Raw genomic sequence first — 13,184 nt, forward strand, 5'->3', positions numbered from 1 at the left:
AGGTTACTTTCGTTTAAATACTATGTTAAACTCATACGAGTGCTGAAAAAAATAAAAAATATTTTTGAAAAATAAGTTTTTGTACTTGTTTTACAGAGGAGGAATATTAGAATTATGAAAAATAATCGAATATTTCGCAATTGCTTAGCATATATATTTGCGATTTTTTTGGTCGTCAGCTTGCCGCTTCAAATCGTTGGAGCCGCGGCTCCAGCTACACTTAGCTATGGCAGCAAAGGGGAAGATGTTCCCGACGTTCAGTATCGATTAAAGATTTTAGGGTATTTTATGAATGCCGAGGTAACGGACTTCTACGGTAAAATGACGGAAGATGCCGTGAAACGCTTTCAAAAAGATTACGGCCTCCAAGCCGACGGCATTACGGGCAAGCAAACCTGGAAGACGCTGAAAAAAGTATCCGTCAGCGAGCATGAGCTGAATTTGCTGGCTCGCATTATATTTGCCGAATCGCGTGGCGAGCCGTTCAAGGGGCAGGTCGCTGTAGGTGCTGTCGTAATGAATCGGTTGGCTTCCTCGCAGTTCCCTGATACGATTAAAGGCGTCATCGAGCAGCCAGGCGCATTTACAGCGGTTGATGATGGACAGTATAGACTGCAGCCAGATTCCACAGCTTACAAGGCTGCTGTCGAGGCTATTGCCGGAAATGATCCGTCGAATGGCGCACTGTATTATTTTAACCCGAAGACTGCAACGTCATCTTGGATTTGGACGAGGGAACAGCTCTTACAGATTGGAAATCATATTTTTGCCATTTAATAGCTTCATATCCAGCACACTGCTGCAAAAACTCGCCAGCTTCCCAAACATGGGAGGCAGGGCGAGTTTTTTTGTAGGCTTCACTTTGCTGAATTGGTATAATATTCATAATGATCGAAAGGGGCATATCCATGGAACGTAATAAGAAATGGCGAAATATAGTCATTGGCGGACTAGCCTTGCTCGTGCTGCTGGGCGTTTTAGAGTATAAAGGGATCATTTGGCATAATTCCATATTTGCGAATGCCTATGAGGTGAAGGGGCTGGATGTCTCGCATTATCAAGGTGAAATAAACTGGCAGCAAATAAAAGCGGCGGGGAAATATGAATTCATGTTTGTGAAAGCGACGGAAGGCAGGGATTATACCGATGAGTGGTTCCAGGCAAATTGGCAAGGAGCGAGGGAGCAGCGCTTTCTGACGGGAGCGTATCATTTTTTCACAACGAAAAGTACGGGGGAGGAACAGGCGGCCCATTTTATACAAACTGTTCCAAATGAGCAGGACAGCCTGCCGCCCGTCATCGATCTGGAAATCAGCCTGGACCATGACCAAGCGGGCGTACATAAGGAGCTGAAGGCGCTGGCGGACGGCATGGAGGCGCATTATGGCAAAAAGCCTATTTTGTATGTGACGTATGATACTTATCATACTTATGTAGAAGATGTAACCGTATTTGCTCCCTATGAAATATGGATTCGCGATATTGTCAAGCATCCGAAACTTGGAGAGCGAGGCTGGCAGTTCTGGCAATATCATAACCGCGGACATGTGGCAGGTATTGACATGTACGTCGATATCAATGTGTTTAAAGGAAGCCGTGAAGCTTTTTTGACGCAGTTTTCGGCCGCTCCTTCCATGATTTTGGCGGACTGAGGTTTCGCTATTCTGGCTTTTGATCCGATTTCAGGCTGTACGCGGACAGGAAAGCCGTTATTGCCATGATTCTCCCGTCAAAATGGCGACGGACGGCGCAATAGCGGCTCCTGAGTCCGGCTTACTAGCCATAACCCGTGATTTTGTTAAAATAGCGGCTGCTGTGTCCACCAAGTCTATCTTTGTGCAGATAGTCAGCGCTGAAACGAAGCGCATGAAGCTGCCATTCGGTACGCAAATTCACATTCATGAGGGGTGACCTTGCTGGTAACAGAGTAAATAGGTGTGATGTTAAATTCATCTGAATTTGGTTAACTATATTAATTTTGTTAAGGTGCCAAGGTTGCAGCGGCAAAAAAGGCGGCTGACAGCAGCAGGCAAAGCGGCGTAAACAAATACAGGTCGAATTTGGCAAAGCGGGTGGTGCGGACTTTGCGGAAAAGGCCGACATAGTTGAAATCGCCAATCGTCCGCAGCATAAAGGCGGCTGCACATGCCCAGCAGCTCCACTTGATGAAGGCCGCGCCTAAGAAAACGGGGAGCAGCCTTCCTTGCATGAGCAAGAGCATCGCCGCGCAAAACAGCAGGCAGGCTACGATCATCGTACCTGCTGCTCCCGGCACAAATAGGGTTTGCTGCGATCCCGCCTTCGTAGGCAATGCAGCGCTGGCGCCCCATTTGCCGCCAAAAGCCCAATAAACATGAATACCGCCCAGCAGCAGCAAAATGAACCCGCTTAAGGAAAGCCACAGCATCATGCGAATTCACCTCTCATTTTCAAGCCTTCCCAAATCACTTCGAAACGGCGCTCAAAGCCTGTCTGCATTTGCCATGCCTCCTCAACTGACGCTGCCCAGGCTAATAGGGCGTGAAAATACAAGCCTGCGAGCACGGCTGCGACGTCTGCGCTAGCGAGATAGCTTGGCAATTGATTTTGCCGCTGTGCCTCATTCAGAAGGCCATTCAGCAGCTTCTCAAATTTATTAATGACATTAAATTCTTCTTGCATGAGCAGGGGAGAGCGCAGTATTTCCGTTATGGTGAGCTTCGCGAGCCCAGCGTTTACGGCATATTTTTGAAACAAGTCGCGAAATAACGTTAGCAGCTTTTCTTTAATGCCATTAATTAATGCGTATCGCTCAAGGTTTTCTTCCGTCACTTCCAACTGCATCTGACCCAAGTCAAGGAGGATGGCTTCCTTGCGTGGAAAATAGTTATAAAACGTTCCTTTAGCAACGCCGCAGCTTTGCGTAATCTCATCAATGGTGACGTTTGCAAAGCCTTTTTCCCGAAATAACTGCACGGCATGCCTAAAAATAAGTTCTTTAAGCTCCTGTTTCCTTTGCTGTCTCAACACCATATACGAACACCACTTTCACTAGTAATGACTACAGTCAATAAATGACCACAGTCATTATTTTAATGTGAGCCCCATTATTTTGCAAGTTTTTGGCAAGCGCTATAAAAAGTCCACCATTATAAATATATTCGAATTTTAAAATGTAACCGCATTCAATATGATAGAGCTGTACAAAGAGATTGCAATAGCAAAGGGAGGCTTTATATGATCGCACGATTCAAAGGAAGATCAGCATTCACAGCATTGCTATTATCGCTAACACTCGTTGTGGCAGGATGCAGCGGAGCAGGCAACGGGGGAAACACGCCAGCAAGTGAAGGAGCCAGCAGCCAGCAGCCCGCGGAATCGCCGAAAGGCGAGGCGACAGCGACGCCAGAGGAGAAAGAGCCTGTAACGCTCAAGTTTACGTTTTGGGGAAGCCCGCAGGAGAAATCGGCGATGGAGCAGGCGACCAAAACCTTTACGGAAAAATACCCGTGGATTAAAGTCAACGCCATTCATATTCCGGAAGCTGACTATGATGCGAAAATTACGGCGATGGTTGCAGGCAACGATTCCCCGGATCTCGGTTATATGCACGGGGAGCTTGCTGACCCTTGGCAGAAGGAAGGGAAATTCGTCAATCTGTTTGAGCTGCTGGATAATGACGAGGAGCTAAAGCGCGAGGATTTCCTCGACTATATTTGGTTCAAATCTTCCGAGGATTTTGCTTACGGCATTAGCACAGCGGGCGAGACGTTCGGTTTATTTTACAACAAGGATTTGTTTGATCAGGCGAATGCCGCGTATCCGCCATCGAAGCCGGAGGAAGCTTGGACTTGGGATGAGTTTGTCGACGTTGCCAAAAAGCTGACGATTGACAAAAACGGCAAAAATGCCTCAGAAGCGGATTTTGATCCGAAAAACATCCGCCAATACGGCGTTTCCTTTGAAACCTGGCATGGCCCTGTACATGCAACGGTGATTAACAATGAAGGCGAATGGATTACAAAGGATGGCAAATTCGGCTTTAGCCAGCCGGAGGCGACGGAAGCGATTCAGCGTCTAGCGGACTTAATAAATGTGCACCATGTTGCGCCATCTCCGGTACAAATGAAGTCGATTCCTTCGCAGGCGGTAGCGCTGCAATCGAAGCTGGTTGCGATGTCGATGCATGGACAGTGGATCAATCTCGATCTCGGGGCGGCTGGAGTAAACTACGATATTGGCGTCCTGCCAAAAATGAAGCGCAGCGTGCCAATGGGCATTAGCGGGGCATCGGTCATTTACCAATCGACGAAGCATTTGGAGGAAGCATGGCTGCTGACGAAATTCCTGGAAAATCCGGAAGGCTCGATTGACCTCTACAAGGGCGGCCTTTGGATGCCAACAATGACGAAATGGTACACCGATCCAGAGCTTGTGGCGAAATGGGCAGAAAATAACCCGGCGCATCCAGCGGGCTTCAAGGATGCGATGATGAACAATCTGTTGAATAACGGCGTTCCGACCGGCTCTTATTATATTAAAAATTTCTCGAAGGTGAATGCCATTACCTTCTCCGGCATGGATGAAGTATGGCTAGGCCGCAAAACAGCGGCAGAAGCGATGAAGGAAGTCGAAGCGAAGGTGCAGCCGGAAATCCAGGGCCGCTATGATGTGAGCGAATAAACGATAATACGAGTTTGGAGAGAGCTGTTATGAAACCACTGGCAAGCGTTCATGAGCGTGAATTAAAGGCGGAGCGCGGAGCTGGGCAAAAACGGAAATTCGGAGAGCTGGGCTTCGGCCTGCTCTTCGCTTCTCCAGTGCTGCTGGGCTACGTCATTTTCGTCATTGTGCCGATTGCGGCAACCTTCTATTTGGGCTTTACTTCCTACAGCGTCGGCACTGTGCCGAAATGGATCGGCTTTGACAATTATGCCAGCTTGTTCAGCGGGGCAGATCCCTTTTTCTACCCGGCCGTGAAAGCAACGGTTTATTATGTTGGACTGAGCGTGCCGCTGGGCATTATTTTATCGTTTTTTTTAGCGATACTGCTGAATCAGCAGGTTGCGGGCAAAAGCTTTTTTCGCGGCGTCTTTTATTTGCCCGTTATTATTCCGCTTGCAGCGTCCTCGATGGTGTGGATGTGGCTGCTGCAGCCGGATTTTGGGATCGTCAATTATGCGCTGGATGCGCTGCATTTGCGGGCCTCCAGATGGCTCGGCGATACGACCTCCGTGGTGCCGACACTCATTTTGTTCAGCTTCTGGACGCTGGGCAATACGATCGTTATTTTTCTTGCAGGCTTGCAGGGCATTCCTGCCCATCTGTATGAGGCCATTGAGCTGGACGGAGGCAATCGGCTGCATAAGCTGATTTATATTACGATTCCGATGAGCTCGTCGATCATTTTTTTCAATACGGTCATTGCGTTCATTAATGGGTTTCAGACGTTTGTGCAGCCAGCCGTTATGACGCAGGGCGGGCCTAACAATGCGAGCTTGCTCTATGTGCTGTATTTGTTCAACGAAGGCTTCAAATCTTCACGTATGGGCAGCGCCAGTGCGATATCTGTCTTGCTGTTTCTCGTCATTATGCTGTTCACCGCAGCGATTTTCTACTTCTCCAAGTCTTTGGTCTACTATGAGGGCAAGGAGGAACGCAGATGAAAAAGCAATCATTGGGCAATCGAATCGTTATTTACGCGCTGCTTATTGCCGGAAGCCTGTTTTTCCTGTTTCCGATCTTTTGGATGCTGCGCACCTCGCTTATTAATATGGGCGATCTGTATCAAATGCCGCCGAAGCTGCTGCCGGACGATTTAAGCTGGGAAAATTTCGAGCAGGCGCTAGGCGCCTATCCGTTCGGACGATTTTTTCTCAATAGTACCATCATTACGGCATCGGCGATGCTGGGCGTGCTATTTTCCAGCTCGGTCTGCGCTTACAGCTTCTCGCGCATTCACTGGAAGGGCCGCGACAAAGTGTTTGGATTTATATTAACGGGGTTAATGATTCCGTTTTTCGTCGTCATGATTCCGCAATATGTGTTCTGGAATGCGCTGCATTTGACCGATACGTTCGTACCGCTCATTGCACCTGCGTGGTTTGGAGGCGGCATATTCAACATTTTTCTGCTGCGCCAGTTTTTCTTAGGTATTCCGACGGAGCTGGATGAAGCCGCTAAGGTGGACGGAGCCGGGCATTTCCGCATCTATCTGCAAATCATTTTGCCGATTGGCAAGCAGGCGATGATTGTGGTTGGCTTGCTTACATTTTTGGCTAACTGGAACGATTATTTAGGACCGCTGGCTTTCATTACCTCAGAGAGCAATTACACGCTCATGCAGGGGCTAACGCTGTTCCAAGGCTCCTATTCGGCGCAGTGGCATCTGATGATGGCGGCAACGTCCGTTATTGTTATTCCTTCGCTGATCGTCTTTCTCGTGGCGCAGCGGCATTTTATTGAAGGCATTGCCATGACGGGAATAAAGGGGTAGCAGGGGAAGAAGGACGTAGGAAAACGAAGAGGTCCATGAAAAATAAAAAGGGAAGGCGCCTGCTTGTTCGAGCAGGCGCCTTCCCTTTGCTGCAAATATAAGAAAGTATAAGTTTCCCCCTTATACTCCGCTTATATTTCTCGGACTGAAACGCGCCGCACCGCCAAAGGACGGCGACAGCCGTTTCACCTTGAAATATAAGAATTTATAAGTTTTACACGTATAAATGGGCTTATATTTCTCCGACAAAGCTCTTCGGTCGTCCCAGAAGGACGACGAAGTCGTTTTTGCTTGGTGCATTTAGCTGCTGGCCAGCTTGCCGAGCAGCACGGACTCCACCTTGGAAATATGCGCCTCCATAAGCAGGGATGCGTCTGTTGGCTGCTGTGCAGCAATGGCGGCATAGATGGCCTGATGCTCGCCTTGCAAGCGCTCCGCTGTTGAGCGCTCTGCATAAAACCACAAAGCCCGTGTATCCTTCATGCTTTCGTGCAGCTTGGTGGACAAGGATTCCATCATCTCCAGCAGCACAGGGTTATGGGTCGCCTTCGCAAGCTCCTGATGGAAGCGGATATCGGCCTGTTCGCTGAAGGCTTCATCGCCAAGGCGTTCATGCATGCTCTGCAAAATGGAGGCCAGCGCTTCAAGATCGGCTTCGGTCCGATTGCGGGCAGCCAGAGCAGCACAGCCAGTTTCCAGCACCTTGCGCACCTCCAAAATATGGCGCAGCGTCTCCGCACGGTCCATCCACGCTTCGTCATAGAGAAAGCTTGGAGCCGATAGGGAAGCTGGCTCTGGAGGAGCTGTGACAAACGTGCCGCTGCCTTGGCGAATGTTCAGCCTGCCCATGGCCCGCAGCGCGCTTAATGCCTCGCGGATTGTAGATTGCCCAACGCCATAGGAGGCGGCAAGGTCGGCAACAGAGGAGAGGCGGTCGCCAGGGGCGAGCGAGCCGTCGTCCATTTTTCGTTTAATATCGTTCATGACCCACTCATAGCTTTTGAGCGGCCGGTTTGGGCTAATGTCCATAATAACTCCCTTCAAACAACGAACTGCCGTGCTTAAAAATAGCGCTTTCGCTTTTATCTATTTTATTGTATACTTTTTTTAATTTAAAGTCATCAGATGACCTGATTAATTAATTAATTAATTAAGGGATGGCAGCTTTATTTTAGGGAAGGGGACATCAATATGCTTCAGCAAACGATCCGACAACAACTGCTCGCTATAGTGGGAAGCGACTATTATAAAGATGATCCGCAGTCGCTTGTGACCCATTCTTATGATGGGACACCGATGCTTCAAGCACTGCCAGACGGCGTTATCTATCCCGCGAATACGGAGCAGGTGAGCGCAATTATGAAAGTGCTGAATACGCATCGCATTCCCGTTATTGGCCGAGGCTCGGGCACGAACTTATGCGGCGGAACGGTCCCTGTAGAGGGGGGGATCGTGATGGTCATGCACCGAATGAATCGCATTTTGGAGGTCGATCTTGAAAATTTGGTAGCCGTCGTGCAGCCGGGGATGATTACGAAAGCTTTTATCGCCCATGTGGAGTCGCTCGGCTTGTTTTATCCGCCCGATCCGAGCAGCATGGCGATTTCGACGATTGGCGGCAATATCGCCGAATGCTCCGGCGGGCTGCGCGGGCTGAAATACGGCACGACCAAAGATTACGTCCTTGGCCTTGAGGCGGTGCTGGCAAGCGGCGAAATTATTCGTACCGGCGGCAAGCTGATGAAGGACGTAGCTGGATACGATTTGACCAAGCTGCTCGTTGGCTCGGAAGGAACGCTGGCGATTATTACCGAAGCGACGCTGAGGCTTGTGCCGCCGCCGAAGTTCAAAAAGACGATGCTGGCGATGTACAAGGATTTGTATGGCGCGGCGCGAACCGTTTCCAAAATTATTGAAAGTCGCATCATCCCTTCAACGCTCGAATTTCTCGATAATGCGACGGTGCGGGTGGTCGACGACTTTGCCAAGCTCGGATTGCCGCTTGATATGGAGGCGATTCTGCTCATTGAGCAGGACGGAGAACCCGAAATGGTAGAGCGGGATATCGCACGGATTGAAGAAATTTGCCGCAGCGAGCAGGCGCATAGCGTCAGCGTCGCTGAAAGTGCGGAGGAAGCACTCAAGCTGCTGACGGCACGGCGTAGTGCTTTTACCGCATTGGCACGATTAAGGCCAACGACGATTCTTGAGGATGCGACGGTGCCGCGCTCCAAAATTGCCGAAATGGTGCTGGAAATTAACCGGATTGCCCAAAAGCATCAGGTGACCATTTGTACCTTTGGCCACGCCGGCGATGGCAATCTTCATCCTACAGCAACGACTGATGCACGGGATCAGGAAGAGATTCACCGCGTCGAGGCGGCGTTTGAGGAAATTTTCGAGGCAGCTATACGGCTCGGCGGAACGATAACGGGCGAGCACGGCGTCGGCCTTGTGAAATCCCCTTATCTTGAATGGAAGGTCGGCTCCGCAGGCATCGAAGTGATGAAAGCCGTTAAACAGGCGTTCGACCCGCATCAGCTGCTCAATCCCGGCAAAATATTTGCCAAACAGTCGCGCAAGAGGGTGGTGCTTCAGCATGGTTAAAACGGAACCAGCATGCAGTACGCCGCGCTCCCCGCAGCTTCAGCTTGCGGGAAAGCTCAAGCTGCGGCTCGATGAGGATCAATTGACGAATTGCATGCGCTGCGGCTTCTGTCTGCCTGCTTGCCCAACGTTTCGTGAAACGGGCATTGAAGCGGAATCGCCGCGCGGCCGCATCGCATTGATGAAAGCGGTTACCGACGGTTTAATGATGCCCGACCAGTCCTTTGAGGAGCAGATGAGCCATTGTCTCGGCTGCCGTGCCTGCGAGCCGGCTTGTCCGGCAGATGTGAAATATGGCCAGCTCATTGAGCAGACGAGGGAGGCGATTGAAGAGCATACGGAAAGCCACCGGTGGTGGGTGAAGCCGCTGAGGCAGGTGGTGTTCAAGCAGCTTTTCCCGCATCAGAAGCGGGTGCGTCTGCTCGGCGGTGCTATGCAGCTGTATCAGCAATCCGGGCTTCGCAAGCTGGCGCGCAGCTCTGGCGTTATGAAGCTGCTGCCAGCGCATTTGAGCGAGATGGAGGAGGTGCTGCCGGATGCCTCAAGCAAAGGCATCGTCCAGAAAATCGGCAGCCACCATCCGGCCAAAGGGATGAAAATAGCTACAGTAGGCATGTTTCGCGGCTGCCTCATGGATATGCTGTTCACGGAAACAAACATCAAGACGGTGGAGCTGCTGACGGAAGCTGGCTTTGAGGTCATCATACCGGATACACAGGCTTGCTGCGGAGCGCTTCACGCACATAGCGGGGAGACGGAGGACGCCCGGTCACTAGCGAGGAAGAACATTGCTGCTTTTCAGGATGCTGGTGTGGATTATATCGTATCCAACGCGGGCGGCTGCGGCGCTATCTTAACGGAATACGATCATTTGCTGCATGAGGATGAGCAGTGGAGGGAAGGTGCGGTGTGGCTGGCGAAGCGTGTGGTGGATATTAGCGATTTGCTTATCCGCTCCGGCAAGCTTGCTACCGCCCAAGCGAAGGAACAGCCGATTCGGATTACGTATCAGGATTCCTGCCATTTGCGCAATGTGATGCGCTCTGCCGATGCTCCGCGGAAGCTGCTGCGAGAAGTAAGCGGCGCTGAGTTTGTGGAAATGTTCGAGGCTGACCGCTGCTGCGGCTCGGCGGGCACCTACAATATTGTTCAGCCGGAAATGGCAGGCGGGCTGCTAGAACGCAAAATGGAGCACGCCAATGCGACAAAGGCCCATTATTTGCTCACAAGCAATCCTGGCTGCCTGCTCCAAATGAAGCTTGGAGTAGCCAAACATGGTGATGGTCAAATGCAGGTGCAGCATATCGTTGATTTTTTGCATGATCGTTTAGTTCATAACGAATTGCGGGAGGCTGAAATTTAATGGCATTAACCATTGAAGATTGCAAAACGGAGTATATGACGAACCCGCTCGGTATTGAAGCGGCTAAGCCGCGCTTGTTCTGGAAGCTGCGCTCGGAGGAGCGCTCCGTCCGCCAAACGGCGTATCAAGTGCTGGTTGCTTCTTCCAAAGAACGGCTGGCCGTAGATGACGGCGATCGCTGGGATAGCGGAAAAACAGAGTCGAGCGAGTCGATTCAGGTGGAATATGGCGGCAGCCCACTTGAGGCGGAAGCCGAATGCTTCTGGAAAGTGCGAGTGTGGGATAATTACGGGCGCGTATCGGCATGGAGCGAGCCAGCCTTCTGGACGACAGGCTTGCTGCACCGGGCAGCGTACCGGGGGAAATGGATTGGCCGCAAGCATGATGAGGGGGCAGCAGGCAGACAGCCTTCGCCACATTTGCGCAAGCCATTCGCCTTAGGCGGCAAGGTGCGCCGCGCAACGGCTTATGCGACAGCGCTCGGCTTGTTCGAGCTGTATGTTAACGGGCAGCGGGTGGGGGATTATTTTGCCCCCGGCTTTACCGATTACAATGTCCGCTCGCAGGTGCAGGCTTACGATATTACGCCGCTGCTGCAAGAAGGCGATAACGCCTTTGGCGTCATTATTGGAGAGGGCTGGTATGCAGGCACGGTCGGTTTTCTAGGTGAAAAGGTTTATGGGGAACGTCCGTTTTTTATGATGCAGGTTAATGTGGAGTATGAGGACGGCACGAAGCAAAGCATCGCAACCGATCATACGTGGAAGGTGAGCAAAGGTCCTATTTTATATTCCGATTTTATTATGGGCGAAGCTTATGATGCACGGCTTGAAATGGAGGGCTGGTCGGAAGCGGGCTTTGATGACAGCCTGTGGGAGGAGCCGGATGTCCGTCCTGGCTATAACGGGATGCTGGTGGCGTCTAACGAACCGCCGATTAAGGTGATGAAGACGATTAGGCCGATTCGGATGGAGCGAACAGCAAGCGGCAGCTATATTTTTGATATGGGGCAAAATATGGTCGGCTGGACGGAGCTTCGCGTTAGCGGAGAGAGCGGTACAACGGTCACGATCAGCCATGCGGAAATGCTCAGTCCTGATGGCTCGCTGTATTTGGAAAATTTGCGCGTTGCTGTTCAGCAGGAGCATTATACGCTTAAAGGCGAAGGGCTGGAAAGCTATGAGCCGCATTTTACATTCCATGGCTTTCGTTATGTGGAGCTGATTGGTTATCCCAGCGAAGCCACTCTGGATACGATTGTGGGCAAGGTCGTTTACTCCGAAACGCCAGAAACTGGACATTTGGAAACGTCGAATGCGATGGTTAATCAGCTGTTTTCCAACATTGCATGGGGGCAGCGCGGCAACTTTTTGTCGGTACCGACCGATTGTCCGCAGCGGGATGAGCGGCTTGGCTGGACGGGGGATGCGCAGATATTTGCGCGTACAGCCTCGTACAATATGGACGTGGCAAGGTTTTTCAATAAATTTATGTGGGATATGATTGATTGCCAGCAGCCATCGGGCGCTTTCACCGATGTTGCGCCGGATGCAGGCTGGATTCGCTATAAAAACTGGAGCACGCGCCTGAACTGGTATGCGCCAGATAACGCGGGCTGGGGCGATGCGGGCGTCATTATCCCCTGGACACTGTATTTAATGTATGGGGATGTGCGCATTCTGGAAACGCATTATGAGGCGATGAGCAGATGGGTCGATTACTTGCACGCAACGACCGATGAGCTTGTTAGGCCGAACTATGCCAACTATGGCGATTGGCTGTCCATTGATGCGGATACGCCAAACGAGGTGCTGGCAACCGCTTATTTTGCCTACAGCACGAAGGTGCTTGGCTTAATTGCCGGCGTACTGGGCAAGGAGGACGATGTTAGCCGGCTGGAGCAGTTGTTTCAGGGCATTGCCGCAGCATTCCGCCGTGCTTTTGTAACGGAGGAGGGCCGCATCCATGGGGAGACGCAGACGGTATATGTGCTTGCGCTGCAATTTGGCCTGCTGACAGAGGAGCTGCGGTTAAAGGCAGTAGACCATCTCACAGCGGATATTGCCAGCCGCGGCAACCGCTTGACGACGGGTTTCCTTGGCGTTGGTTATTTGCTGCCCGCGCTGTCGGATAACGGCCGTCTTGACGTAGCCTACCAACTGCTGACGCAGGAAGCTTTTCCATCGTGGATGTATTCCATCAAGCATGGAGCGACGACCATTTGGGAGCGCTGGGATGGCTGGACGGAGGAAAATGGCTTCCAGACGCCGCAGATGAATTCATTCAATCATTATTCGCTAGGCTCTGTTGGCGAGTGGATGTTCCGCTATATGGCAGGCATTGAAGCAGACAAGGGAGCACCTGCCTTTCGTCATGCAATTATCCGTCCCCAGCCGGGCGGCGGCCTTTCTTTTGTGAAATCCCATTTTGCTTCGTTATATGGAAAAATCGAAGTAGACTGGCAAATCGATAAATCCGGCGAGTTCCAACTTAACGTAATCATTCCCGCTAATACGACGGCAACGGTATACATTCCTGGGACGGTCCATACGATTGATGGAGCATCTGTTGGTACGCTTGAGGACCATTCAACGGAGCAATTCCCAACTAGTTCTTCTGGCAGCCATCATGTTAAGCTGATTGAAGCCTTTGGCAGCCAAACGGTGCTGGAAATCGGCTCTGGTTCCTACTGCTTCGTCAGTCAGGTCAAAGTCTAGCCAAGTCTGCTAATGAAAAGGA

General features: G+C 51.1%; 12 protein-coding genes. 9 read left to right on the forward strand and 3 right to left on the reverse strand.

Features of this window, described 5'->3' with window-relative positions:
• Positions 1-114: 114 nt before the first annotated feature.
• The 3 genes from AC50X8_RS07015 to AC50X8_RS07025 all read left to right on the forward strand — a co-directional run bounded on the left by AC50X8_RS07015 (position 115) and on the right by AC50X8_RS07025 (position 1,911).
• Positions 115-777, forward strand: a complete 663-nt coding sequence (locus AC50X8_RS07015) for a cell wall hydrolase (protein WP_056040647.1) — start codon at positions 115-117, stop codon at positions 775-777.
• Positions 778-908: 131 nt separating this feature from the next.
• The gene (locus AC50X8_RS07020) at positions 909-1,652 is read left to right on the forward strand and encodes a GH25 family lysozyme (protein WP_056040645.1); all 744 of its coding nucleotides are present in this window, start codon (positions 909-911) and stop codon (positions 1,650-1,652) included.
• Between the two features lie 19 nt (positions 1,653-1,671).
• On the forward strand, positions 1,672-1,911 hold the full coding sequence (locus AC50X8_RS07025; protein WP_494879145.1) for a hypothetical protein: 240 nt from the start codon (positions 1,672-1,674) through the stop codon (positions 1,909-1,911).
• 70 nt (positions 1,912-1,981) lie between these two features.
• Here the strand turns inward: AC50X8_RS07025 and AC50X8_RS07030 are convergent, their stop codons facing one another.
• Both AC50X8_RS07030 and AC50X8_RS07035 read right to left on the reverse strand, forming a co-directional pair.
• Complete coding sequence (locus AC50X8_RS07030; protein ID WP_494860143.1) at positions 1,982-2,410, reverse strand: DUF3995 domain-containing protein; 429 nt, start codon at positions 2,408-2,410, stop codon at positions 1,982-1,984.
• Entirely contained in the window at positions 2,407-2,955 is a 549-nt protein-coding gene (locus AC50X8_RS07035; RefSeq protein ID WP_494879146.1) for a TetR/AcrR family transcriptional regulator, read from the reverse strand. Before AC50X8_RS07035 ends, AC50X8_RS07030 begins: the two co-directional genes overlap by 4 nt.
• A gap of 261 nt (positions 2,956-3,216) precedes the next feature.
• Here AC50X8_RS07035 and AC50X8_RS07040 point away from each other — a divergent pair, with 261 nt between their 5' ends.
• Genes AC50X8_RS07040 through AC50X8_RS07050 form a run of 3 tightly spaced genes read left to right on the forward strand, consistent with a single transcriptional unit; the run spans position 3,217 to position 6,475 of the window.
• Positions 3,217-4,662 (forward strand): ABC transporter substrate-binding protein, encoded by a 1,446-nt coding sequence (locus AC50X8_RS07040; protein WP_056040640.1) that lies wholly within the window; start codon positions 3,217-3,219, stop codon positions 4,660-4,662.
• A 29-nt stretch (positions 4,663-4,691) separates the two neighbouring features.
• On the forward strand, positions 4,692-5,645 hold the full coding sequence (locus AC50X8_RS07045; RefSeq protein ID WP_081419024.1) for a carbohydrate ABC transporter permease: 954 nt from the start codon (positions 4,692-4,694) through the stop codon (positions 5,643-5,645).
• Positions 5,642-6,475 carry a carbohydrate ABC transporter permease gene (locus tag AC50X8_RS07050; RefSeq protein WP_056040638.1) on the forward strand — a complete coding sequence of 278 codons (834 nt, stop codon included), beginning with the start codon at positions 5,642-5,644 and terminating at the stop codon, positions 6,473-6,475. The genes AC50X8_RS07045 and AC50X8_RS07050 overlap by 4 nt, the downstream gene beginning before the upstream one ends.
• A gap of 300 nt (positions 6,476-6,775) precedes the next feature.
• Here the strand turns inward: AC50X8_RS07050 and AC50X8_RS07055 are convergent, their stop codons facing one another.
• A complete protein-coding gene (locus AC50X8_RS07055) occupies positions 6,776-7,504 on the reverse strand; it encodes a FadR/GntR family transcriptional regulator (RefSeq protein WP_056040636.1) in 729 nt (242 codons plus the stop codon).
• A gap of 162 nt (positions 7,505-7,666) precedes the next feature.
• On the opposite strand from AC50X8_RS07055, the gene AC50X8_RS07060 reads away from it, so the two are divergent.
• From AC50X8_RS07060 to AC50X8_RS07070, 3 genes are read left to right on the forward strand one after another with little or no spacing between them, the layout of a single operon-like run.
• On the forward strand, positions 7,667-9,082 hold the full coding sequence (locus AC50X8_RS07060) for an FAD-linked oxidase C-terminal domain-containing protein (RefSeq protein WP_494879147.1): 1,416 nt from the start codon (positions 7,667-7,669) through the stop codon (positions 9,080-9,082).
• Positions 9,075-10,445, forward strand: coding sequence for a (Fe-S)-binding protein (locus AC50X8_RS07065; protein ID WP_494879148.1), 1,371 nt, complete (start codon positions 9,075-9,077; stop codon positions 10,443-10,445). The genes AC50X8_RS07060 and AC50X8_RS07065 overlap by 8 nt, the downstream gene beginning before the upstream one ends.
• Positions 10,445-13,162 carry a glycoside hydrolase family 78 protein gene (locus AC50X8_RS07070; protein WP_494879149.1) on the forward strand — a complete coding sequence of 906 codons (2,718 nt, stop codon included), beginning with the start codon at positions 10,445-10,447 and terminating at the stop codon, positions 13,160-13,162. The genes AC50X8_RS07065 and AC50X8_RS07070 overlap by 1 nt, the downstream gene beginning before the upstream one ends.
• Positions 13,163-13,184: the final 22 nt, after the last annotated feature.

The organism is Paenibacillus sp. JT22N15 (genome assembly GCF_059383755.1).

Bases quoted from the DNA above. Each gene is read 5' to 3' on its own strand.
- AC50X8_RS07065 (WP_494879148.1), top strand. From the start codon at position 9,075: ATGGTTAAAACGGAACCAGCATGCAGTACGCCGCGCTCCCCGCAGCTT.
- AC50X8_RS07055 (WP_056040636.1), bottom strand. From the start codon at position 7,504: ATGGACATTAGCCCAAACCGGCCGCTCAAAAGCTATGAGTGGGTCATG.
- AC50X8_RS07070 (WP_494879149.1), top strand. From the start codon at position 10,445: ATGGCATTAACCATTGAAGATTGCAAAACGGAGTATATGACGAACCCG.
- AC50X8_RS07040 (WP_056040640.1), top strand. From the start codon at position 3,217: ATGATCGCACGATTCAAAGGAAGATCAGCATTCACAGCATTGCTATTA.
- AC50X8_RS07060 (WP_494879147.1), top strand. From the start codon at position 7,667: ATGCTTCAGCAAACGATCCGACAACAACTGCTCGCTATAGTGGGAAGC.
- AC50X8_RS07045 (WP_081419024.1), top strand. From the start codon at position 4,692: ATGAAACCACTGGCAAGCGTTCATGAGCGTGAATTAAAGGCGGAGCGC.
- AC50X8_RS07030 (WP_494860143.1), bottom strand. From the start codon at position 2,410: ATGATGCTGTGGCTTTCCTTAAGCGGGTTCATTTTGCTGCTGCTGGGC.
- AC50X8_RS07015 (WP_056040647.1), top strand. From the start codon at position 115: ATGAAAAATAATCGAATATTTCGCAATTGCTTAGCATATATATTTGCG.
- AC50X8_RS07050 (WP_056040638.1), top strand. From the start codon at position 5,642: ATGAAAAAGCAATCATTGGGCAATCGAATCGTTATTTACGCGCTGCTT.
- AC50X8_RS07020 (WP_056040645.1), top strand. From the start codon at position 909: ATGGAACGTAATAAGAAATGGCGAAATATAGTCATTGGCGGACTAGCC.